Origin of the sequence: Lysinibacillus irui, assembly GCF_028877475.1 — a bacterium.
In the GTDB taxonomy this organism is placed as follows: domain Bacteria; phylum Bacillota; class Bacilli; order Bacillales_A; family Planococcaceae; genus Lysinibacillus; species Lysinibacillus irui.
In genome coordinates this window covers 2252901-2277454 of the sequence record NZ_CP113527.1, presented here as the reverse complement: position 1 = coordinate 2277454, position 24554 = coordinate 2252901, and the positions used below count along the sequence as shown (strand labels likewise).

Annotated in this window: 25 protein-coding genes; 8 read left to right on the top strand and 17 right to left on the bottom strand. The window is 34.5% G+C overall.

Going from position 1 to position 24554, the window contains the following annotated elements; all coding sequences use genetic code 11:
* Positions 1–4: 4 nt before the first annotated feature.
* From OU989_RS11460 to OU989_RS11450, 3 genes are all read left to right on the top strand, one after another.
* Positions 5–1333 (top strand): MFS transporter, encoded by a 1329-nt coding sequence (locus OU989_RS11460; RefSeq protein WP_274793175.1) that lies wholly within the window; start codon positions 5–7, stop codon positions 1331–1333.
* Positions 1334–1414: 81 nt separating this feature from the next.
* On the top strand, positions 1415–1888 hold the full coding sequence (locus OU989_RS11455; protein ID WP_274797328.1) for a flavin reductase family protein: 474 nt from the start codon (positions 1415–1417) through the stop codon (positions 1886–1888).
* Between the two features lie 97 nt (positions 1889–1985).
* Positions 1986–2711: a metallophosphoesterase family protein gene (locus tag OU989_RS11450; RefSeq protein WP_274793174.1), complete on the top strand. Its 726-nt coding sequence runs from the start codon at positions 1986–1988 to the stop codon at positions 2709–2711.
* An 83-nt stretch (positions 2712–2794) separates the two neighbouring features.
* Here OU989_RS11450 and OU989_RS11445 read toward each other — a convergent pair whose 3' ends face one another.
* From OU989_RS11445 to OU989_RS11430, 4 genes are all read right to left on the bottom strand, one after another.
* On the bottom strand, positions 2795–3415 hold the full coding sequence (locus tag OU989_RS11445; protein ID WP_274793173.1) for a class I SAM-dependent methyltransferase: 621 nt from the start codon (positions 3413–3415) through the stop codon (positions 2795–2797).
* A gap of 1551 nt (positions 3416–4966) precedes the next feature.
* Complete coding sequence (locus OU989_RS11440; protein WP_274793172.1) at positions 4967–6835, bottom strand: alpha/beta fold hydrolase; 1869 nt, start codon at positions 6833–6835, stop codon at positions 4967–4969.
* Positions 6836–6892: 57 nt separating this feature from the next.
* The gene (locus OU989_RS11435; protein WP_274793171.1) at positions 6893–7459 is read right to left on the bottom strand and encodes a TetR/AcrR family transcriptional regulator; all 567 of its coding nucleotides are present in this window, start codon (positions 7457–7459) and stop codon (positions 6893–6895) included.
* A gap of 20 nt (positions 7460–7479) precedes the next feature.
* The gene (locus tag OU989_RS11430) at positions 7480–7656 is read right to left on the bottom strand and encodes a hypothetical protein (protein ID WP_274793170.1); all 177 of its coding nucleotides are present in this window, start codon (positions 7654–7656) and stop codon (positions 7480–7482) included.
* Between the two features lie 240 nt (positions 7657–7896).
* Here OU989_RS11430 and OU989_RS11425 point away from each other — a divergent pair, with 240 nt between their 5' ends.
* Positions 7897–8400, top strand: coding sequence for a hypothetical protein (locus OU989_RS11425; protein WP_274793169.1), 504 nt, complete (start codon positions 7897–7899; stop codon positions 8398–8400).
* Between the two features lie 465 nt (positions 8401–8865).
* Here OU989_RS11425 and OU989_RS11420 read toward each other — a convergent pair whose 3' ends face one another.
* Together OU989_RS11420 and OU989_RS11415 are read right to left on the bottom strand one after the other, a co-directional pair.
* Positions 8866–11052: a transglycosylase domain-containing protein gene (locus OU989_RS11420; protein WP_274793168.1), complete on the bottom strand. Its 2187-nt coding sequence runs from the start codon at positions 11050–11052 to the stop codon at positions 8866–8868.
* A gap of 515 nt (positions 11053–11567) precedes the next feature.
* Positions 11568–11735: a hypothetical protein gene (locus OU989_RS11415; RefSeq protein ID WP_274793167.1), complete on the bottom strand. Its 168-nt coding sequence runs from the start codon at positions 11733–11735 to the stop codon at positions 11568–11570.
* 101 nt (positions 11736–11836) lie between these two features.
* On the opposite strand from OU989_RS11415, the gene OU989_RS11410 reads away from it, so the two are divergent.
* A complete protein-coding gene (locus tag OU989_RS11410) occupies positions 11837–12682 on the top strand; it encodes an alpha/beta hydrolase (protein ID WP_274793166.1) in 846 nt (281 codons plus the stop codon).
* Positions 12683–13068: 386 nt separating this feature from the next.
* Positions 13069–13344, top strand: coding sequence for a YqhV family protein (locus OU989_RS11405; RefSeq protein WP_274793165.1), 276 nt, complete (start codon positions 13069–13071; stop codon positions 13342–13344).
* Between the two features lie 623 nt (positions 13345–13967).
* On the opposite strand, the gene OU989_RS11400 is transcribed toward OU989_RS11405, so the two are convergent.
* The 6 genes from OU989_RS11400 to OU989_RS11375 form a co-directional block, all read right to left on the bottom strand.
* Positions 13968–14273, bottom strand: a complete 306-nt coding sequence (locus OU989_RS11400; RefSeq protein ID WP_274793164.1) for a monooxygenase — start codon at positions 14271–14273, stop codon at positions 13968–13970.
* Between the two features lie 298 nt (positions 14274–14571).
* Positions 14572–14898: a hypothetical protein gene (locus tag OU989_RS11395; RefSeq protein ID WP_274793163.1), complete on the bottom strand. Its 327-nt coding sequence runs from the start codon at positions 14896–14898 to the stop codon at positions 14572–14574.
* 423 nt (positions 14899–15321) lie between these two features.
* A complete protein-coding gene (locus OU989_RS11390; protein WP_274793162.1) occupies positions 15322–16140 on the bottom strand; it encodes an SPL family radical SAM protein in 819 nt (272 codons plus the stop codon).
* 22 nt (positions 16141–16162) lie between these two features.
* Positions 16163–16696: a methylated-DNA--[protein]-cysteine S-methyltransferase gene (gene adaB / locus OU989_RS11385; protein ID WP_274793161.1), complete on the bottom strand. Its 534-nt coding sequence runs from the start codon at positions 16694–16696 to the stop codon at positions 16163–16165.
* On the bottom strand, positions 16680–17303 hold the full coding sequence (locus OU989_RS11380; RefSeq protein ID WP_274793160.1) for a bifunctional transcriptional activator/DNA repair enzyme AdaA: 624 nt from the start codon (positions 17301–17303) through the stop codon (positions 16680–16682). The genes adaB and OU989_RS11380 overlap by 17 nt, the downstream gene beginning before the upstream one ends.
* An 85-nt stretch (positions 17304–17388) precedes the next feature.
* Positions 17389–18102, bottom strand: a complete 714-nt coding sequence (locus OU989_RS11375; RefSeq protein WP_274793159.1) for a 2OG-Fe(II) oxygenase — start codon at positions 18100–18102, stop codon at positions 17389–17391.
* 159 nt (positions 18103–18261) lie between these two features.
* Between OU989_RS11375 and OU989_RS11370 the strand changes: the two genes are divergently transcribed.
* A complete protein-coding gene (locus OU989_RS11370; protein WP_274793158.1) occupies positions 18262–19173 on the top strand; it encodes a DNA-3-methyladenine glycosylase family protein in 912 nt (303 codons plus the stop codon).
* Between the two features lie 80 nt (positions 19174–19253).
* On the opposite strand, the gene OU989_RS11365 is transcribed toward OU989_RS11370, so the two are convergent.
* The gene (locus OU989_RS11365; RefSeq protein WP_274793157.1) at positions 19254–19739 is read right to left on the bottom strand and encodes a GyrI-like domain-containing protein; all 486 of its coding nucleotides are present in this window, start codon (positions 19737–19739) and stop codon (positions 19254–19256) included.
* 260 nt (positions 19740–19999) lie between these two features.
* Between OU989_RS11365 and OU989_RS11360 the strand changes: the two genes are divergently transcribed.
* Complete coding sequence (locus tag OU989_RS11360) at positions 20000–20491, top strand: PaaI family thioesterase (RefSeq protein WP_274793156.1); 492 nt, start codon at positions 20000–20002, stop codon at positions 20489–20491.
* 68 nt (positions 20492–20559) lie between these two features.
* Here the strand turns inward: OU989_RS11360 and OU989_RS11355 are convergent, their stop codons facing one another.
* From OU989_RS11355 to OU989_RS11340, 4 genes are all read right to left on the bottom strand, one after another.
* Positions 20560–21723, bottom strand: coding sequence for an anti-sigma factor family protein (locus tag OU989_RS11355; protein WP_274793155.1), 1164 nt, complete (start codon positions 21721–21723; stop codon positions 20560–20562).
* Entirely contained in the window at positions 21713–22255 is a 543-nt protein-coding gene (locus OU989_RS11350) for an RNA polymerase sigma factor (protein ID WP_274793154.1), read from the bottom strand. Before OU989_RS11350 ends, OU989_RS11355 begins: the two co-directional genes overlap by 11 nt.
* A 268-nt stretch (positions 22256–22523) precedes the next feature.
* A complete protein-coding gene (locus OU989_RS11345) occupies positions 22524–23780 on the bottom strand; it encodes a DUF4179 domain-containing protein (RefSeq protein ID WP_274793153.1) in 1257 nt (418 codons plus the stop codon).
* Complete coding sequence (locus OU989_RS11340; protein WP_274793152.1) at positions 23777–24277, bottom strand: sigma-70 family RNA polymerase sigma factor; 501 nt, start codon at positions 24275–24277, stop codon at positions 23777–23779. The genes OU989_RS11345 and OU989_RS11340 overlap by 4 nt, the downstream gene beginning before the upstream one ends.
* Positions 24278–24554 lie beyond the last annotated feature (277 nt).

Genomic DNA, 24554 nt, shown 5'->3' with positions numbered 1-24554 from the left:
ATGAATGGGAAATGAAAAATCAACTGCAAGTTCCCGAAAAATATTATTTGCTAGTTTAGTAGGCAGTACCATTGAATTTTACGATTTCTTTCTTTATGGTACTGTGGCAGCACTTGTTTTCAATAAATTGTTTTTCCCAAGCCATGATCCGTATGTAAGTTTGTTACTCGCTTATGCATCCTTTGGTGTCACATTTTTTATTCGACCTCTTGGCGGCCTGATTTTTAGTCATATGGGTGATAAGTTCGGAAGGAAAAATACCCTTGTCGTTTCTTTACTATTAATGGGCATATCCACGGTATGTATAGGCTTGCTCCCAACCTATAGTACAATCGGAATTTTTGCACCTATTCTGCTTGTATTTTTAAGACTTCTTCAAGGTATTGCAGTTGGTGGAGAATGGGGAGGAGCTGTGCTCTTAGCGGTTGAAAATGCACCAAAACAAAAGAGAGGTTTCTATGGAAGTTTTCCTGCGATGGGAATTCCTCTTGGTATGTTACTTGGCACAACTGCTATTTCAATCGTCAGTTTACTACCAGAGGCACAATTCCTTTCGTGGGGCTGGAGACTGCCTTTTCTACTAAGCGCAGTTCTAGTAATTACTGGTTTTTGGATACGCCGTGGCATAGAAGAAACATCAGCATTCAGTGAAGAAAAGCAAAAAGGTAATGTGGTAAAGGTTCCGCTTTTTGAAACAATACGTTACCATTGGAAAGCCGTCTTCATTTCATTGGGGGCAAAATGTGTGGAAGTAGGTCCATTCTATCTTTTCACAACCTTTTTTATCTCCTATGCGACAGAGCACATAGGCTTTTCGAGGACTACCGCATTAAACATTATAACTGCTGCAACCATTGTGACGACACTTTGTATTCCAATCATGGGGAAAATATCAGATGTATTGGGGCGTAAGCGCCTTTTCATGATGGGAGCAGCTGGAATTGCAGTCTTTTCTTTCCCTTACTATTATTTATTATCAACACAATCAACATTTTGGGCTTATGCCGCTGCCATTATAGGTTTAGGAATTCTCTGGTCTTCTATTGCCAGTATCATTGGCACCATGTTTACAGAGATGTTCACTACAAATGTTGGGTATACAGGCATTACACTTGGTTATCAAGCAGGGTCCGCATTGTTTGGTGGAACTGCACCTATGATTGCTACAGTTTTGCTAAGTACTTATCATAACTCTTGGATGCCACTCGCTCTATTTATTGCGATCCTTTCTGTTGCTTCTTTTATCTCTGTAACATTTTTACGCAAAACGCCAGTGATGGAGGAGAGCCTAGTAGATCAATCACTACCACAGAAAGAACTAGTTGTTAAATAACAGAATCCACGATCAATAGTCTGAATATTTAATTATTTAAGAAGGTTAAAATACGAAAAATTTTGAGGAGGAAATCATATGATGGACGATAGAACATTTAGAAATGCAATGGGGAAATTTGCTACTGGGGTGACAGTTATTACAACAGTTATGGATGGGGAAGCACACGGTATGACGGCTAATGCATTTATGTCCGTTTCGCTTGACCCTAAACTGGTCTTAATATCCATTGGTGAAAAAGCAAAAATGCTAGATAAAATTAATACTACAGGAAAATTTACAGTTAACATTTTATCAGAGGAACAAAAAGATCTATCGATGCATTTTGCAGGACAAATAAAAGAAGAGCGTGCGATTGATTTTGATTGGGTAAATGAACTACCTATTATTAAAAATGCATTAGCTAGCATCGTATGTAATGTCCATAGCAAACAAATAGCTGGAGATCATACACTCTTTATTGGGGAAGTAACGGATATTGTGATGAACGATGGGGCACCTCTTGCGTTCTTTGAAGGCAAATATAGCAAAGTTAGTCAGCCAATAAGCTTATAATATTAGAAACCATCGTTTGGAGGATATTTCTTTAAACGATGGTTTTATTCTTTATGGTAGAATAGATGAAACTATCAATTCTAAAGAGGTATTCGGAATGAAAATTGCTATAATAGCTGATGTCCATGGAAATAAAGATGCTTTACAAGCTGTACTAACAGATATTCAGAACCGAGGAATTACAACTATCTATAATTTAGGAGATAGCTTGTATGGCCCGTTATTCCCATTGGAAACGTATAATCTTTTAAGGAAACCAAATATTCAGAGTATTAAAGGGAATTGTGATCGAATTTTATTAGAACAGGACACGTCTAATTCGACAGTGCAATATGTACAGAATTTATTAACGGAGGAGCTTAGAACGTGGATCACAAATTTACCTACTTATTTACAAACAGATAATTTCTATTTCTGTCATGGTACACCGACAAATGATGAAATATATTTATTAGAGGAAATAAGCTCTAATGGATCAGTCCTTAAAAAACCGGAGAAGATTATGGATCTAGTAAGTGATATTCCACAAAAGCTTATTTTTTGTGCACACACACATATACCAAGGGTTGTTTATCTTCCAAATAATAAAATCATTATTAATCCTGGAAGTGTTGGATTACCAGCTTACGAGGATGAATTACCGATCTATCACAAAATGGAATCAGGCTCACCATTTGCTAATTATGCAATAGTGACAAAACAAAATGACGATTGGCTAATAGAGCAATTACATATTCCATATAATGCTAATGAAGCCATTAGCGCAAGCCAGAAAAATGGTCGTTTAGATTGGGCTAGAGCACTGAAAACAGGAAGAATTTAAGCAGGGATTTTTCTCTTTTTTTATTCATTCATAAAAACGTATCGAGTTAAATAACTCAATACGTTTTTTGTATCTTTAAGTAGTTATTTGCATTTAATTACTTCAATATATCTGTACATGCCACGTAACATAACAGGGTCATCCTTTATCATTTTGAGCCTTTGTTCATTTTGCTTAAACAATTCCTCAAAACTACGCCCAATATCGGTTCCTAGGATGCTTATAAATGGTCTAATTAGTTTTTTTATAAATGAGATTTTTTGATTTTTAGGTGCGAACTTATCAAAAATTAAAATTCTCCCGTCTTGTTTCAAGACTCGAATCATCTCTTGCATGCATTTATTATCATCTGGAACGACAGAAAGAATCAAACTCGCTACGATATAGTCAAATGATTCATCTTCAAAAGTCATTTTTTGAGCATCCATTTCTAACAACTTAATTGAAGAGTGCTCGAATTTACGTTTTGCTTTAGCTAGCATGTCAGGAGAATAATCAATTGCTGTAATATCATATTTTTCATAATTGATTAACTCTAGATCAGCACCAGTACCAATACCTACATACAAGATTTTTTGTTTGCTTTGAAAAGGTACTTCTTGAAAAATCCTTTTTCTTGTCTTTAAAAACATACCTGCATTAAAAAATTGATCGTAGAAGGTAGAGCCAATTTTGTAAATAATCTTATTCCATGTATTATTCAATATGCTATCCCATCTTTCAACAGTGATTGGGTTCTAAAATCATTTTCGGAAGGCATAAAAAGGGTAGGGAACTATGCCTTTATTATTCCTTTAAATAACTCTGTACAAATAGAAATAAATCAGAATCATGTTCTAAAATATATTGTTTCAAATTCTTATGATACTGGTTAATTCCAATGATATTTCTTTCATAATCAAACATGATTGTAAACGATTCTTCCGGATTAGTTGAACTGACTATAATAACAGCATCCTCGTTAAAAGCAGGTCTATTAGGAATTATCTTCTTTTTCATCTCGAGACTACCTAATATTGAGCTAAGTCGTTCTGTTTCCTCTGGTTCAAGATAATACGATTGCTCTCTTGTATCTGTAATTACAACAATAATGTCACTAGGATTTAATTCAAATATAGCGTCATTAAAAAAATGGCTGTCTACGGTAAACAACATTATTAGCAAAATTACAACTAGGATTATTAACGAAACCCAAATTATTCTTTGTTCTCGAATGCTATTGCCTCCTAATTTTTAAAATGAATAGAACCAATATAAACTAATTATATAATTATATGACAATCGAAGACGATTTTCTATTGGGTTGGAATAAAATTACTATCGGTTGAACGAGCTATATTATGGTTTTAAAATGAAATATTTATCTGAATAAAAAATATGGTAGTATCAAAAATATTTGAAGGAGTGCTTAATAATGGATAAATAAATATAAGATTTATCCAAAATCAGAAAGAATAACTGCAGGCTTTTTATTATTAACTGTGTTTAGTTTGGTGGTTTTATGATAGACATACGACAGGTAATTTTGATAAGGTTAGCGAATATTAAATAAGGAGAAAAGCAGAACAAGTAAAAGCAATTAAATTCTGGATTTGACTCAGTAAATTGAAATATCGATGGTTTATTAGTGATTAAATTTAATAAACGGTTACTTAAATTATTTTGGGGTATTATTAAATAAGTGATGATTTTTTTAGATTCTGTCTCACTATTATCAGTATACTTTTCAATGAAACATAACTTCCTATAATTTATATTATGTAAACTAAAATTATTTGGCGTGAAGGAGGGTTCGGATAAGTCATGTGAACGATAATTCCCTTTTTGTATATGGACAAGAATCTACAGACAGCTCATTTTTTAAAATACATGATGGAAATACCCGAAGTATAATATAAATTGAAACTTTATATCAAAGCTACTTTCTTCTTTGTGATTTTAAGCATATCTTTGCCAATACTTAGTGATATAATTTCCAACGCAGTAACACCAACTCTTTCAACTTACTTGATTTAAATATCAAATTTAATTAAAAGGATAATTTTGATTACATTTGAGTTTACCTATAACTTTCAGATTCAATTTAATTAATTCTTATACCAGGCATATGTATGATTAACTACTTATAATAAAAAACATGGAAGTTCATTATAATTTATCCTGAAGAACGATACTAAATAACCAGTCGTCAAATATATTTCGACAACTGGTTAAGTGTATACATTTTCGACTGTAAGATATTACACGCTTTGTATTTAACCCATACTCTCTGTGCTATTACTACTATTTTGTATTACCAAATTAGCCGTTTCACTCGGATGGTTAAGAGGAAAATGATGACCATATGGAACAAAATCAACCTTACCAAGATGCGAAGGAGCAGAATAGCCTCTGTCAAAATCCCCCCAAATAATGTGAAGATTATACTTTGTTACTTCATTGAAATCACCTTGAATGGTTTTCGATAGTAAACTGTTAAGCTGAACCGTTGTATTTAAAATTCTAGGAGAAGTAAAACTTTTACTTATTTTTTCAATATAATGTTCAGGGATACTCTCCGTACTTTCAAATAATCCATTACTTAATAAATAACGCTCTATCAAATTAGTAGTTGCTAACTTCAATGTCCATTTGTTTATAAATTGAGGTAGATTTATCGATTTAGCATTTTTTTTAGCAACAGGTGGCTGAAGTAAAGTTATTGTATACTTCTTATCTATGTACTTTTGTACTATTGCTTCCAAAAGAATATATGCACCAAATGAATGGCCAATTAGATGTGCACCATTAGTAGCTTTCTCCAATAACTTTTTTAATACATTCAAATAGATATTTAAAAGATTTTTTTCTCGTTTAAAAGGAGAACGTCCCAAACCTGGAAGGTCCATGATCCATACAGGTCGACCCGTTTCTTCATGAAGCTCTTTCCCTAAAGGAAATAAATCCTCTCCATCACTTAATAAACCATGTAATAAAATAAACGGTTTACCCTCTCCGTGTAATTGGTAAAGGGTATTGTTATCGCATAATGTTCGCTCAAATAAATGATGATGCTCACCATTTTGATACATCAATCGATAATCCAGATCAGCTACTACGGCAGGGAAAAAGTTCATGACACTCATCTTCTTAAACCAATCTTCCCCCCTCATGGTTTTCATCGAACCATTTGAAAATGTTCGTTTTGTGATAAAATTCAGTCCATCAGAAGGAATGTTTGTTATTTTACTTACTCCACTTTTCATTATTGTTTTCATAAGTGGCATTGGAACAGAGATTTTTGGTGCCCTCATATTCATACTTTCCGACATAACACTTAATAATTCAGCAATGTTCGGATCGTTCTCTTTGTCATCAACAAGTGTATATGTTTGAATAGCCGGCTGCTCCAATTTGAAAACCTGCACAATAAACTTCGCAAACTCATCGTTTGAAATCAGTGGCAACCTATATCCCTTACCTCCAGGAATCACTGGCATGAGCCCTCTTCGCATACTTGTCACAAGCAAACCTAATCCTGCTATCTGCTCTGTACTCCCTGTTTTACTACTTCCAACCACAGTTGGCGGATTAATGACAGACAGCGGATAACCTACTGCTGATGCCTGTTGACGGATATAAAGATCTGCTAAAAATTTTGTTTTCTCATATGGATTTTTTATTTTTAAAAATTTGTTTCCTTCTTTGAGTACATCTATCGCAATCTTGCTATTTTTATCATCAAAGGGACTCATATAGCCTACAACATGAATAAATTGCTGCAAGCCCTTCAATTGATGAATACTTTTAGCGAATTCACTAATGTGTTTGGCGCCATTCAAAAATACAGAAGTTGCCTCTTTGGTTGTCGCTTGAATATCCATGGAGCCTCCTGCGTGAATAATCACATCCGTTTTCAATACCCTCTCCTTATCTTCAGCACTTAGACCTAAGTCTATTTTCGTCAAATCACCTTCAATAAAGTGCATAACTGCCTCTTTTAAGATGCCTCTTTCTTGAAAAATGCGTGTTGCTTTACTTTTCGACCTCACTAAAAGAAGAATGTTCACATCCTCTTTGACTAATTCATTCACTAATTGCTTTCCAATAAATCCTGTTCCACCCGTTAAAAATACTGTTCTCATAAAAATCCTCCTAGTAGTACTGCGTAGTACTAATTTGGTGTAAAAAAAATGCTTCTTTTACCGAAGCAAGTTAAACAAATGATCTGCTGTTTTCATGATTACAGTTGCATCCTCCAGTGTTTCTGAAATAAATAGCGCTCCTTCAAGATTTGTAATAAAAAGAGATGCAACCTCGTCAATATTTATTGTCTTTCTAAATTCACCATTCTCTACCCCTTGTTTAAGGAATAGAGAAACTTTCGTTTGTAAGTCTTTAAAAAAAAGACCTATTTTTTCTTTTACTTGTGTGGCATTTGTAGGACTTTGAATATAAAGGGTAATAAATGGACAGCTCCCCTTATATTCTCTCGTCTGAACTCCTTGTGATATTTGCTTTAAAAACAATTTGATACGATCTTCAACTAATAATTGGTTTTGAGATAGTAAGTCATCTATTGCAGATTGATACATTTCAATCCAATAATCAACGACCCCTTCCAACAATTCTTCCTTATTAGAGAAGTGATAATACACATTAGACTTTGAAACTTTGCTTACACGAACTAATTCATCCATGCTTGTATAAGCAAACCCTTTTTCTAAAAATAATGTTGCAGCTACTTCAATCACACGTTTTTGATTCATTAATTTTATCCTTGTCATGATTAGTACTGTACAGTACTATAATAGGCGTTGTCAATTATTTTTGTTAGTTTAATAAAAAATCGATCAAAAAGCTGTTCTGTATCCACTAATTCGTAAATGAGAACACCGAGTGCGCCACGTGCTACTAATGCATCTTTCTCTTCTTGCATCTGGGAGTTTAACTTATCCTTATTCAATGAATGCATCTCCATTAACAAATAACCTTTTTAACATAAAAATATCCAAATATCTATTAATGAAATGTCACAATCTGGACCTTTAAAAAAGTACCTCCTTATTCAAGGAAAGAGCCCGATTGTTGAAGATTATAAACCACTTTGAGAACATTTCTTAACAAACAAATTCTCTAATGCTTTCGAATTTTTACATTAAAATTTGTTCAGCTGCAGTGTATAGTTATATTAAGGGGGAATAGCATGAAAAAAATTAAGTTAGGTATATTTTTTTGTATCGTTGTATTTTTAATTGGTTGTTCTGATAAAGAAGAAATAGCCTCTATTACTCAAGATAACACTACTCAAATTAACGAACTTAAAGAAGAAAATCAGCAATTAAAAGGTGAATTGCAAAATTTGAAAAGTGAATATAGTGTAGATCTCCAACAATTTGATAGTACATCCAGAACGATTATGAGATTGATCAACGAAGAACAATATGAACAAATAAAAACCGATTATAACACTGATTTTAATGTGTTACATGAGGAAATAAACTTCAAGACCCCAGACAATACCAATAGCGCGGCATTCCCAATCGAGAAAGCAAAACTCCCTATGTTCATAGCTTATTTAAATGTTCAATCCGACAGTACAGAAATTGGTTATTATTTAGAAGACTTGGAAAAAGAAGAAAGGCTTTTTATAAGTTTTGTATACGATCAAAAAGGAAATTTCCAATATATATATATTGGTGATGTTTAATTAAAAAAGACACCGCCTGCTGTGCTTAGACGGTGTCTTTAAGATGTTATTACATAAGTGGTAAACTATTAACTTAGGTATTAATGCCCTCAACAATAGCTTTTCCTGATTTTGTACATTCTCTTCATTTTTAAGAGTAGGTCCGATTGTTGAATATCATTTTTATCTAGCCATATTCAAGAAAGCCCCTGTTAATTGAAGCAAGTAACAAAGCACCCAATTTAAATACTTTTATATTCTAGAAAGCGATAACTTTTTCCAAGAACTTATTCTTGGCTTCTCTGTAATCTTCCAATCGTATTTCCTTTTTAAATTATCATATTCCTTTCGGTAATTACTATTCATTTGTAAAACATCGCGAAACTTCCAGAAGAAATCAAATTCTGATTTTTTGACAATTATTTGAAAAACTAAATGGAGGAACAGTTGAATCATCTTTAAAGGCCCTAAGAAGAAAATAACTATCTAACCATGCTTTTGTTCCTTTTCTTCTTCCTTTTTCCGACGCTTCTCTTCCTTTTTTCTATGTTTCTCTTCTTCTTTTTTTAGTTTCTTTTCCTCTTTTTTGAGCTTCTCTATATCTCTTCCATTATTAGGATGAATGATTACATTGTTGTTTTTAGGTGGCTCTTCTGCAGAATCAATTCCTTTTATATAAAGTTCATTTTTTACTCTGTAGACACTTTCCGGTTGCTGAAAATTTGCTGTATCCGTTCCGATTGCTTCCATCATTGCTTTAAACATTAACTGTGAGATTTTCGTCGTATTTCCAGTCATATAGTTACCTTGCCCGTTTTGAGCGTAACCCGTCCATACAGCCATGGTGTATTGAGGTGTGTACCCTGCAAACCAGCTATCATTTGTAGCAGTGTTTGGATATCCATATTTAGCCCGAGTTTTTTCATCAAAATTGGTTGTACCTGTTTTCCCAGCAACATTCAGTCTGGGAACATTTGCAGTTATTCCTGTCCCATCATTTACGACTGTGCGTAACATATCAGTTACCATATAGGCAGTGTAATCCTGCATAACACGTTTTGTTTTCTCACCAAAATTAACGACTGCGCCATCCGCGAAAACAGCCTTTTTTACGAAATGCGGTTTATTGTATAATCCATTGTTTCCAAAAGCACTGTAGCTACCTGCAATGTCTAAAGGACTAACGGTATTGCTGCCGATTGAGTATGATTCATATACTTCATTACTTTTAAATGTAATGCCAAGTTGTTCTGCAAAACTCTTAGCCTTATCCATTCCAACCTCTCTCAATGTGAGCAGTGCCGGGATATTGTATGAATATTGCAGTGCTGTCCGCATAGTTAGCATTCCATGATATTGATGATCCCAGTTGGAGATGGGCTCCCCTGTTGAATAAGTAGTCTGATGGTCGTTAATCAAATGAGCAGTGGACCATTTTAAGTTTTCTATCGCTGGTCCATAATCAAAAATAGGCTTAAAGATTGATCCTGGTTGACGTCTGATATCTACAGCAAAGTTGTGACCTAAAAATTGGGCTTGATAGTCATTGCGACCACTTCCGATTGCCCTGACTTCACCGGTCATGGTATCTAATAAAACAAAGGCTCCCTGAAAATTCTCATCCGGATAGGCAATGATTTCACTTGTATTCATCATTTTTTCCGCGAAATCCTGTGCTTTTGGATCCAGGGTTGTATAAATTGACAATCCGTCCTCGCTGATGTCTACATCTTTCAGTTTGCCCTTTACCTCTTTCACAGCTGCATCCAAAAATGCTTCATAAGGCATACTTTGCTGGGCATTTTTTGCCACAAGTCCCTCTGTTACAGGAACTTTTTCTGCTTCCTTCATTTGTTTTTCCGTAATATAGCCATCTCGAAGCATCGAGCTTAATACTATGTGACGGCGTTTCGTGGCTGCTTCTTTATTTTCCAGTATGGTTGGATCATAATTGTTCGGACTTTGTGTCAGTCCGGCTATCATCGCCGCCTGCGCAAGCGTCATTTCTTTCAAATCATCGGACTCAATTCCGTAATAATTCTTTGCTGCGGTAGCCACTCCGTAAGAACGGTTTCCAAGGTAGATTTTATTTAAATACATCATTAAAATGTCTTGCTTAGAATATTTTTTTTCCAACTGATATGCTAAGTCCCATTCTTGCACTTTGCGTTTCAGTGTTTTCTCTGGAGACAAGAAAGAATTTTTAATGACTTGCTGTGTAATCGTACTACCTCCCTGAGATCCGAAATCTCCTGTTACGTTTACAAAAATAGCCTTGGCTGTCCGTTTGAGGTCGATCCCAAAATGTTCGTAAAAATGGGAATCCTCGGTGGCAATAAAGGCATTTTCCAACACTTTCGGCACTTGGTCGTATGTAATTTTTGTCCGTTTTTCCTTCCCGTATTCATAAAGGAAGTTTCCATCTTTATCATAAAATTTAGTAGAAAGCGGATCCATTAGCTTAGCAGAATCTAAGGTAGGTGTACCCTTCATAATTGAAGCAATCGTAATGGCTCCTACTCCAGTTGAAACAAGTCCGACTGTCAAGCAGACAATGACCATTTTTTTAAACAATGATCCCTTTTTCAGTTTACCAATACCTCTATGTTTATTTTTGTTTGTTTTTTTCGCTTTTTTTCGTTCCTTACGAGTTTGATACAATTCTTCTGACATTCCTATTCTCTCCAATTTAAATACAATTACAGTTAATATTAGCGCAACAGCCTGTTCCGATATAATTTGTTGAGTGCCTGTTAATGGCCTCATAACAATACCTAACAATTAATTCTATCATCTGGTACTAATAGTTGATACTATATTTTTTTGCTAACCTTGCCAAATAACACCTTTATTACTAAAAAAAGAACGAATTCCACAATCAGAAATTCGTTCTTTTGCTTTATACTAATTCCAACCACGCTACTGCCTCGCGATGTGTGGAGTGTATGAACATATTTGAGATTGAAAATCCTTTTTTACTAAAGAAAATAGCTTATCATCAAAATAATTGTAGTCAGATTTGTTGATGAAATATTGAACAAGTGAAGATTAAGAGTATGGATAATTCATTTAACTTGATAAATAGAAAAGCATATGAAGCCTCAATATCACTAGAATTCCTCCCTACTCCGTCCTTTGTTTTTACACATTGCTAGACCGCATCTATAATCTCTCTATTTGTTGAGGTCTTAAATCTGATATAATGCAGCTATATGAGGTTCAATAATGACTAAACTATAGTAACTATATTCATCATTCATTTGATTAGATAAATCTGGTAGTAAGAACAAAAAAGAAGTAAGTAAATCGGGATATTTAGAAAGCAACTCTTTCCTGTTACACATAATGTACGACATATCCTCCTATTTTTTTGCTAATTGAATATCATAAAAATAAGTAATGAGGTAAGGTAGTATCAAATTGAAAACAAAAAAAGTTTTATAAGAAAAAAAGATGGATGATTCCTATTAATATTATTGTCATTCCTATACTGCTTATATTTGTAATTGGACAGTTCACACCTGTACTTTATACCTTTATCATCAAGCAACTTTTTGAAGCTGGTTCTTTTGCCTTTCCTAAGGATATTGAAACAATAAAAAGGCAAGTACATATTGAAAAAGATATTACTTATGATAAACATGGAATTGAGAATAGTCTTTTAGATATTTATTATCCTAAAAATATTAAACAAGAACTCCCTGTTATCATATGGATACATGGTGGTGCATTTGTATCGGGCAGTAAAGAACAAACCCAAGAATATGGAATGGCATTGGCGAATGAAGGATATGTTGTAGCAAATATAAACTATGCTATTGCACCAGGACAAAAATATCCGGGTCCAATTATACAGACTAACTGGGCTCTTAAATATTTACAGGACAATATCTCGAAATATGGCGGCGATATGAATCAATTATTTATTGGTGGCGATTCAGCAGGGGCTCAAATTGCCAGTCAAACCATTGCAATAATAACTAATGGAGCTCTAGCAAAATCAATGGATATTCAACCTTCTGTTGATAAAAAACAGTTAAAAGGTGCTCTATTATTCTGTGGTGTTTATAACATGGATAAAATAGGTGCTCAGTCATCTCCAATAATAAAAAAAGGTATACAAGCAGTATTTTGGGCATATACAGGAAAAAAAGATTTGAAGTCCTTCTCTAGATTAAATGAGATGTCTACAGTTAACCATATAACACCTAATTACCCTCCAACATTTTTGACAGTTGGAGATGCTGATCCACTAGCTCCACAAACTACAGAGCTTATGGATGTTCTTAAAAAAATGGTGTAGAAGTAGAAAGTGTTTTATTTGACGGCATAAATACTGAGCTAGGTCATGAATATCAATTTGATTTTACTACTAAACACGCTGAACAAACACTAGCGAAAACGCTCGACTTCTTAAAGAAATATAGTGGGAAATAGACTAAAAATGACACCTTGTTTGGTTTTAAGAAAACTAAGACCACTTTCCCTAAAACCACGATTAAAAAAGTAAGAGCCTTACTACAAATTATAAGTAGCAAGGCTCTTTAAGGTTATTTCGTTTACATTCTAACAAGAATATTCGATACGAATCGTACATATATTGATTTTAGTATTTCATTCAAACAGAAGTTTATAATTATCCTAAGATGGATTTATAATATATATTCAAAAATTATCTATAAAGATAGGATGATGACAATTATTGATAAATCGGTTTTGGCTATGGTTATTTTACGTGTATTGTCTGGAAGTATTGAAGTAAGTGCTGGATTGTTAATGCTAAAGTTGAATAATTTAGAAAAAGCACTCTATATTAATACAATGCTTGCTTTGGTTGGCCCTACAGTTTTAATCGTAACAACGGCAATTGCATTATTTGGACTAGCTGATAAAATTCCTGTGGCGAGAATCATTTGCTTATTTACGGGAATAACACTTATTATTGTTAGCTCACATATTAAGTAAGATGGACATTCTATTCTAATTTCCTTATTTAACTCTTTATTACAAACAAAACTCTTTGGATTATTATCCTAATAATGTTCTAGTTTACTGTAGCGTATAACGACGCTGCTTTTTTTTATAAGTAATCTCTCCGTGCACATATACTGATCCCACTTATTCGGTTGTGCTGTTGGTTGATCGTCATCATCCTCCCTCATTTAGGGTCATCGTAACTCAGTAACCCTCCAGTTCCTAAATCCCCTTAAATTTCATTATACATAACCCTTCAAGCGCGTCACTTCTTGCTACATAAGCTTTGCTTAAGTTAGATTTTCGTCAGAAATATTATGTAAACTAAATCACTTGGCGTGGAGGAATTATTGGATACGTCTCCTTACTTCTTCCTAGCAATTGGAACAGGAATTGTTCAAAACGTCCTTTGTCATTTTTAAGATATTGGAGCTGAATTTCTATATAACTCTAATGGATCTGATCAATTAGTTTCTTTAATTCATTTAAAAAGACCATCAAAAAAGATAGTCCTACTTCCCTAACTATTCAACCCTGTTTAATCTTTTCTAGTTTCCTTTTAGCTCGGACGGTTGTTTACACAGGTAAAGTAGTATGCTTTACCCTTTCCATCATTACTTAACATAACCGTGATTCATTGTTGTTAGCTTTTCATTTATGTCAAAAATTCTTACTCGAATATCTTTAATACCAAACGATTGAAGTCTTGCTTTATGCATGTCAGCATATTTTTCGGCATCTTGTTTTTCCTCAAATACATAGATACCTCCAGCTTCTTTTGTATCTTGACTTTCTGTCCATATTTTCCAATGGAACCCCTCTTCTTCGTTAATACTTTTTGCTACATCCCAAAACCCTTTGGCCATTTCTTCACCAAAAGGTCCTTCAAACGGAAAATCAACTTGTAATAAATATGCCATTTCAAACACTCCTGTTTTAGTTGTCATTTAAGATAACGTACATCAAAGATTTTACCCCATTCTTTTGTATATTATTATTTTTTTGAAGCGAATGAGTATAATGTATTATTCCTGTACTGAAAAGTAATATATCTACCAAACACAAAAACTCCTTATTTATATGTCTCTTCACCAGCACTTAATTCCGCTTCTAGCATCCTCTGAAGCTTATTTATCAATAGAACTCGTTTTCCTAAGTAAAAACCGTAATGCATTAGATTCGCGTTTTTTATGTCCATTTAAAAATGATCTAACTTCTTCAGTTAGAGGGTTTGATGGTCTTTCCGTTTTTAACCATAGCCCAATGTTCGATCTTATCTTCTTCATTCAAATATAATAAGTATTCTATATCGCTTTTCTTATCATCTACTTGTTTCACTAGGTATGTTCTTGTTGCCGCACGCAATGGACCGTGTGATTGTCTATCCATTACTTGAACTTTAAAACCTAATTCTAACTCGATTTGTTGAACTTCCTTGGACTTTTCTGCCGAGTCCCATATACTAAATCCTACAATCGCTAGAAGTGCCACACCTAGGCCAATAAAAGTTATCCACTTTAAATTACCCCTTTTCATCTTCATCATTTCCCTTCCTTCGTTCTAATAAGCATCTCAACTTATATAATTCACCCGTTATGTTGCTATGGAACATCTCTTTTCAACATTCTTTTCATATGGTGAGGATGCCAATTCGAGGTTACTAAGGTATTATTCGAAAGCCCTGCTTATTTAGCATTTAGACGTTTTGCTAGACAAATAGTTCCGAATATTTCCAAATGAATCATTGCTTTTCATTGCTTTCAATTTCAATGTTCGTGTTTAACTCAATTTGAGGTGTATCCAGACGATGGACAAATCGCATTTTAGTGGATTAAATACGAATATTTTTGTATCAATAAATAAAAATTTTCGTAAAAAGGAAGTGTGACATAACATACTCTAAGAATAAATTTTCAATCATCATCACAAGAATGGTTATGAAGGCTGCCCGAAAGAATTTCGTATTTTTTATGGCTCAAACCCAGCCTGGCTCACGTAAACTTGATTTTCTGGAAAGACTTCAATAAAGCGGTTGTATACTTTTTTTATTACATGTGGTCCATACCATTCTTCTAGTCCAAGTTGGGTATATTTGTTCTCTATACCAAGTCTCTTTGTACGTTTTCCTCCACTGCCGTCGCCCATGAAGTAGTCATCGATACAGATACGATCGACAAATGGCTTTAATTTCACAGGGAAATAGTCTCCACTTGGTAAGATGGGAGCGATAGCCACTTGGGTTGGTATGCCCGAAGCCGCTAATTTTTCCAATGTCTTAAAGCGTGCCTGGATTGGGGGCGCATATGGTGTAAAATGTTTACGTATCGTTTCTGAATCGGTCTCAATCGTCATACTTACTCGAACTTTATCTTTAAATTGTTGCAGCAAATCGATGTCTCGACTGACAAGGGGGCTTCTCGTCTGTACTAATAGAAAATCAGGGGAATCTTCTAGCATCACTTCTAGTAAAGAGCGCGTCACTTTTTCCTTATGCTCTATTGGTTGGTATGGGTCTGTACTGGATGACATAAAAATGGTGACTTTCCCTTTCGTTTTGGCGCGATGGAGCTCTTTTTTCAATACATTCGCTGCTCCGTTTTTCACATCGACCCAATTCCCCCATTCTCCTTCTCGAAAAAGAGAGACAGGCATTTCGCGTACATAACAATAGGAGCATCCAAAAGAACAGCCTGTATAAGGATTTAGTGAATGTGTATATCCAGAAAGAAAGCCAGTCCCTTTATTCAGAATGGTTTTCGGATTTTTATAAAATAATTCATGTTTCATGTGAGTACCTCCATTCATAGCGTTACACCTTACTAGAAGAAGCTCGCTTTTCCAAATCCAGGAGCTGTGTCTTCATTTCTAATCCACCACGATAGCCAGTTAACGTGCCATTCTTCCCAATTACGCGATGGCACGGTACAGTAATTAATACAGGATTAGCCCCAATTGCCGCTCCTACAGCACGAACAGCAGCAGGCTTATTTATAGTATTGGCAATGTCGGAATAGGATTTCGTCTGTCCATAAGGAATGTCGCAAAGTGCCTGCCAGACTGCTAGCTGGAATGGCGTACCGATGTAGTCAGATGGAACAGAAAAGGTTTTCCGCTTTCCTTCTAAATACTGAATGATTTCAACCGCATAGGGTTCAAGCTTTTCATCATCTTTGACAAGAGGACTTCCTGGTAAGCGTTTCTTAGCCCATTCGAACAATTCCTCAATTGGCTTGTTCTGTGAACCGACAAAGACTAGACCCTTTGAAGTTGCAGCAATATAAAACTTCCAATTCCGAAACTGTAGTAAAGACCAATATAGGGTTGGTTTAATCTTTGTTTTCATAGTACTTTTCCTCCGTTTTACTCATTTGACGAAATTGTGCGGGAGTCAGTCCAGTTTTCTTTTTAAATAAAGTAATAAAATAAGGCGTATTAGTCATGCCCACACTTATGGCGATATCTCCAATTGCTTTATTTGTCTGAATTAAATACTTTTTAGCCGTGTGCACTCTAACTAGTTGTATATATTCAACAGGCGTAATGCCTTTAATCTTCTTAAATGTCCGATGCATATGATAAGGACTTCCATGACAAATACTTGCTAACGAATCGAGGGTTAATTTTTCTGTGAAATGTTGATCAATGTATTCAGTAATTAAATCAACCCACTCGCTATCAGGCAGATTTTCATTAGTGGGCTTGCAGCGTTTACAAGGGCGAAAATTTGCACGGAGAGCTTGTTCTGCGTTTTGAAAAATATATACATTTTCTTTTTTCGGAACACGGGATTTACAGGATGGTTTGCAAAATATACCTGTCGATTTTACTGCATAAAAAAATTGATTATTGTATGCTGTATCATTATTAATAATGGCTTGCCACTTCTCATCCGTCATCATTTCTCCATCTATTAAAATCTGTTTATGTCCGTTATTTATACGATCCGTCATTAATCTCACCTCTCCTTCCAATTTTACTCTCTATCCATCAAGAATGTATAATTCCGAGGATTAAATAGCAAGATATTGAAGTTTTTTATTTAGAATCATGAAAAATGATTCCAAGACCGTATCGTTCTCCAGAAGTAACTGTGCTTACTCCGTGCCGAACTGTATTTTTGTAATATCCTTTTTTACCTAGAACGGGTCTATGGTTAGTAGGGAAAATTAGCGCACTCCCTTGTTCTAGTGTAATGACATGTCCCCTGCTCTGAGCACGAGGAATTTGTTCCACTAATAGAGATTCTCCACCGCAGAAGTCATGATCGCGTTGATTTAACACAAATACGACTTGAAACGGGAAAAATACGTCACCATATAAATCTTGATGCAAACAATTAAACCCACCTGTTTCATACTTTAATAGTAAAGGTGTCGGTCTAGTTTGGTCATATTTTTCACAGATGTTTAAAAAATCTTGAAGATGATCTGGAAACTGTTTTGATTTCTTGAAATAACCTAACCATCGATTGGCTGTTTTGGCCAATTCAAAATAAAAAGACTCTCTTAAACTTTGGATGATTTCAGGTAATGGATAGGAAAAATATTTGTACTCTCCACTCCCGAAGCGGTATCTCTTCATATTGATGGTTGTTCGGAATGGATCTTCCTGACAATACAATTCTATGAAGTGCTCACATTCCTCTTTTGTTAAAATCACTGGAAGCTTTGCAAATCCTTGCTCATCTAATTCAATTTGAATTAATTTCCAATTTAAGTTTGCAACGCGTGTTCTAATATCTTGGACCACCTTTATCCACTCCTAGTTAGCATTCTTGATAAATAACACTATAACCCCATCATTCTAAAAAAATAAGGTGTTTAGAATGTAAGAGCAAGATAACAAAATAAAGAAAGATTATGATGTGGTAAAGTAAAATTACTCTTAATAAGATGAGGAGAATGAAATGTGACATGGGATGAAGTCAATGGTGTGATAGTTATTACATTACCCGATGATTTTGATAAGGATGCAAACCTAGGCTATCTAACAAGGGAAAAAAATGAATGCATGTATGCTATAGAGAACGATGTCATAACAAAAGTTATAGCTATCGGGGAAATTCGGTCCTTAGTTCAGATAAATGTAATGAATAATAAACAAATGAATGTTCATTTATTAAATGATTCTAGACCTATTGAAAAGTGGAAAAGAGAAGAGGTTGTGAACTATATTTATGAGTGGTTTGATCTAAATAACGATTTAACCTCATTTTTTGAAATGGCAAAAACAGACCCATTACTTAAAATGCCTGCTCAAAAATTTTATGGATTGCGAGTGATCGGTATTCCTGATTTATTTGAAGCTTTATGCTGGGGAGTTTTAGGGCAACAAATTAATTTATCCTTTGCGTACTCCTTAAAGAGGCAATTCGTAGAAAAATATGGGGATTCAGTCGAATGGAATGGTAAAAAGTATTGGGTTTTCCCTTCGTACGAACAAATTGCACAATTAACACCTACCGACTTAGCGGATATTAAAATGACTGTAAAAAAAAGTGAATATATCATTGGTATTGCTAAATTAATGGCAGATGGAGCATTATCGAGGGAACAACTAATGAACATGAGCTTTAAGGATGCTGAAAAAAGCTTACTTAAAATACGAGGCATCGGTCCTTGGACAGCCAATTATGTTCTAATGCGCTGCCTTAGGTTCCAGACAGCTTTTCCAATCGATGATGTGGGTCTTATTAATTCGATAAAACTAATACGGAATATGGACCGTAAACCTACGAAAGATGAAATAGTAGAATTATCGTGTCCATGGAAAAACTGGGAATCATACGCTACCTTTTATTTATGGCGTGTTCTTTATTAAATAATAAAAGGAATCCGTTCTGATAGAAAATTAATCAAAACGGATTCTTTTTTATGAGCCTGATTGTATTTAAGAAAACACTATTTTTTTACAATCGGTATATAAATATCAAAATGTGGATCGTTCGGATCTTGATCAACTGGATAATGTTCATGCTTAATCGGCATGTAAGGATCAGAGTAATCTACACCAGCTTCTCTATATGCGGTATAGTCGCTATCAACTAACCATTGATGTAAGTCCGTATAGGTTTTTTGAATATCTTCTCCTTTGTTATGTGTTGTCTTCACATACGTCCATTCAGGAACCGATATTTCAATCATTCCCTCAGGAATTTCCTGCTCCTCACTCACTTCATACACCGCGTAATGTGTGAATCCATTGTCAATTACATGATAAGACAAACCTAATTGAATAGTAGGATTCACCCTATTCTCTAGCTCATCGGCACGGTCTTGAACTTGTTGAATGATATTTTTTAAATGAGGTACAATTTCAGAGAACGTTCCCTCCCATTTTAATCCTACTGCCCGATAGGCTGGTAATGTTATAATTTGATAACTCAAGTTATCTACCTCCCTTTCCCCTAAGTAATAACAATTATTTCAAAAATAGCGAAATGACACAATATAAAATGGCTGGTGATTGCATTTATTTCAAAGACAGATATATTTAATTTTCTTAAAACGTGATGTGCCAATAATTGAAATCCTTTCTTTTTATTAATTGAATAGTTGAAATATTATCGTTATACTTAAACTACTTTTATAATAACGCTCCTTAGAAAACTTATGTTGAAGACTACTAGTATTGAGGAGGAAGTAGAATGGAAGAATTCATAGTAGAAAAAGCAATACAAGATATTTATCCAGACGATTTCGCTTGGTGTTATGGGTGTGGTCGCCTGAATAAGGATGGTCATCACCTTCGAACTGGTTGGCAAGGAGATAAGACAGTTACCATCTTTACACCTGAATCAAAATACATGGGTATTCCTGGTTTTTTATATGGTGGTTTACTTGCATCTTTAATTGATTGCCATGGATCAGGGTCTGCTGCGCTTGCGTTGCATCGTAAAAATGGACATGAAATTGGTGATGGAGCAGAGCCACCAAGATTTGTAACGGCTAACCTGAATGTAGATTTCCTAAAACCGACTCCGCAACACGTCCCATTAAAAGCAATTGGTACTGTTGAAGAAATTCATCCGAAACGATGGAAGGTTGAAACAGAAGTGTACGCTGAAGATACGCTCTGTGCTCGAGGTACAGTAGTTCTTGTCGTCATGCCTAGTACATTTCAAAAAAAGAATGATTAACAGTTGTGATTATGATTAGCTAAACAAGTTAACCTATGGAAGGTTAACTTGTATTTATGTGGGCTTTTTTAGTGTAAATCAAATACGATTGGATCAATTTGTTTTTTGATTATTACAGTTGATGGCACTAGCTTTAAATTAGCTGGGATTTGTTCGAAATTCTCAAACTGTAATTTATAAACCGTACGATTGTTAATGTAATCTGAAGAGGCAGAATTATAACCAATTAAACGATTATCAATCGCCAGATGCCAATCAGATGCCAGCATCTCAGGCTCTCCCTCTGTAGAGATCGCTATATAAAGTGTACGTTGTTTGATTTCTAATGAATCAATGGTGTAAGTAGCATTATTAAATTGAAATGGCTGTATATGTGCAGTATCTACTTCTGTCTCAAATAAATCGAACACAAATGCTTCCATTTGAAGTACTTCAAACGTAGCAGGGTTAGTATACTTCGGGACAGATGTCGTATAAATCATTTCACCCAATATAGCTGTGCCGCCACCACTAGCTGAAAAGTTTGAAATCATTGGTTGTTCTCCATCTATTCGTTTAGTAGTGATAATTAATTGCCCTTCTTTATCTCGTATGGAAAATCGAACATTTGATTTTACACTTCCGAAAAAGTCGTCTTGTGCTTCATCCACTTTATGTGAGTTGGCCACTTCTATATCTTGATATTTATTTAAAAGTTGCTTATATACATTATCTTGATCTCTCTGATACTGTTCTTTAAATTTAACTCGATAATGAATATCGATGTTTTCCCCATTCTCGACAACTTTATCAATAGAAACATCTAGGAATGGCTCATTGTAATTTAAGACTTGCTTACTATCTAAATGTTCTTCTTGCTCACTACTACTCGTTTCTACTAATTGTGTTGGCTCATCCACTTGTTGTGTGACTTCAATCGGTGGACGGTGCCAATAATAAAACGTAAAACTAAGTATAATAACGGCAACACTGATTACAGAAATTTTTAAAGTATACCAGGATTTTTTCCGCTTTGTATCAGTGTAAATATGGTGCATAATAGCATCCTCTTTGCTACTTGTTATTTTAGGTATATTAAGCTGTGCAAATAAGATGTTTTGCTCATTTAATAGTTGCTCATATTCACATTGACAATTTTTACAGAATTGTAAATAATCTTCTATTTTCTTTTGTTCATCCTCATCTAAAAAACCTTCTACATAATCTTCTAACAAAATTGGTTCACATTTCATAAAAATAACCTCCTTTTGTCATTGTGATGGACCTAAGTTTTCTCTTACTTCTGTGTAGCTTGTTACGAACATCATTTAAAGAAATCTGAAGCACTTCACTTATTTCATCATAGCTTAGCTCATTTACATATTTCAGTAACAATACCATGTACTCTGTTTCATCCAATTGTTGTAAAAGCTTTTCTAACTGCTCATTTCTTTCGTGTAGCAACAATACTTTTTCCGGATAACGATTATCCATTACATTACTGTCGATTTGCATCGTTTGTATCTTTTGAATCCGTAAATAATCGAAACAATTATTGACTACAATTCGGTATAGCGAGGCATTAAAGGAGCCTATTTTTTTATATTTATGTAGGCTATAAAAAACTTTTATAAAAATATCTTGAACGATATCTTCAGCTGCAGCACGATTTTTTACTATTCTGATGACTGTAGTAAAAATTTTCTGCTCATAATGTTTTACAATATGTGCAAAATGATGACTTTCACCATTTTTAACTCGTGTAATGACTTCATCCATCTCCATTTGTATCACCTCCCTACTACTATAACGAAAAAATTTTCATTTCCTCTCAAAATTTCCCTTTATTTTTGCAGATTTTGAGTTTAGCTATTGATTATTCTATAAACAAAACAATAGAAGAAATAAAAAATGTCTAAAGGATTCTTGTCTTTATTTTTGGACAAGAACCTTTAGACAAATTATTATAATTGAGAGTAATTGGTCAGAAAAAACTTCTCTGATTATAGTAAGACATAAGTTTAAAATGTTCTTCTTATTAAATAGCCGCACTTTATTGTAATGGAATGTTTACTTCAATATTGTTCCCGATAGGATTGGTGTAATAGTTTAAATATATTTTTGCCTTCCCAGTATAGTCTTCAAATTGGGTCGTCTCCATTACGTACTGTTCGTCTCTTGAAATTGTCACACCTTTAATTTCTAACGGCGTACCATCTTCTTTTATGGCATCAGAGAACATTAAAAATTTGCCTTTATTATCCTTATTAATCTTAACTGATACACTTTGCTGCGCTGCGGAAAGGTCTTCATTAAAATACGTAGGCTTTGTGAGTATTTCTTTTGTGCTAAAATCAACTTCAACAAAATCCTCACCCTTTGGCACTGCATGAACCGCTCCAATCATAACCTTCAGTGATGCAGGATCATCGAAATAGTTACTTTGCAAATAGAGCGTAAATTTGCCATCGCGAATATTTCCGCCTTTTGAAATGCCATTTATAATACTATCTCTGCGCTCACCGCTTTCTGTCATGACGGCAACATCATCCAGCGCTAATATTTGCATTGTATTATCTTTGGCAAGCTCAATATCGAGTGCCACTTTTAAAGGAGAACGGCGAATTTGTGTAATCGTAAATTTCTGTCCATTGACATCTATCGTACGATTCGCAGTAAAAATTTTCTCCTCTGCGACCTCGTTTTTCAGCGAAAATGGTAAAGTAATTTTAATGTTTCCCTTCTCTTCATCACTAAAGTAAAACACTGCTTTAAAATCCTTTGAAGTATAGGCAATAGGCTCTAAAAAATTATATTCCACTGATGACGAAATATATGTTTGGTTGCTTGCATTTCTAATAAACGTACAGCCGCATTCAATCTCCTCGCCCCCATGGAACAATTGAACTTTCTCTAAGTTTAAATTTGACATATCAAATGAGGCTTCAGCGTCATAGAAGAGAACTAATCCCGAATTATCGGCAATCACGCCCTGTAATGTAAGTGAGAGACCTTTTCTAGATTGCGTCACATTGATTTCTTCAAAATATTCATGATCCACTATATCTCTTATTCCTTTATCTATTGCAATTGCTGAAACAACAGCCTGAAAGCCAGGTATTTTTGCAACTTGGCTGGCAATCGTTGGAGAAATGCGAATTGAAAAGATAAGGCTTAGGCAAAGCATGGAGATAAATGTAACCGAAACAATGCGATTCTTTATTCTTTTTTCTCGTTGAACTTTACGAAACATGTCTATTCGAACTTGTTGAAGCTTCTCCTTAGGAACGTCAATTAATGGTTTACTCACAGCCAGTCCTCCTTTTCTCTAGCAAAGTGTCTAAGCTTTTTTAAAATGTGATGAAGCTTCGACTTTACAGTACCCTCAGGTATTTGATTTAGCTCCGCAATTTCTTTATTTTTTAGTTGCTGGAAATATTTCATATAGACGAGTTGCTGCTCCGACAAAGATAGATGTTCTAATAATCTCTCCATATCTGAATAGATGACCCATTCAGAAAGATGGTATTCCTCAATAGGAACAGTGGGTTGGCGTTTTCGTAAATGGTCTTTACAACAATTAATTAAGACTCGAACAAGCCATGTTCTGGCATATTCGTGCTGCTTAACGGTATGCATTTTTTTCAGTGCCTTATATACAAGCTCCTGCATCACATCTAAAGCATCTTGCTCATTTTTCATATATGTAATGGCCATGCGATATAAAATATCTTCATCCATTTCAATAAGCGTAAGTATCGCTTCATGATCACCTTGTATAGCACGTTGTTCTATTTCAAATTTCATCCTTCTCGCCTCCTTCCTTCATTAGACTGAGCAATTCTTCAATTCGTTCAAAAATTTTGAATTTATTTTAGAGAACTTCATTGTGTGGCAACTGATATTTTCACAGATTACTTGGTTCGGAATTGACCCAGGAATGAACTTATTTCTAATAATCCTGTCTTTCATGGATATGTTCGGCCAATCAGTGAAGGGTTTTCTAAGTATCGATAATAGTTGTCCTAATAATAATAGAGAAAATAGTTTGAAACATAATGCTACTAATTTTGGTATATATGAG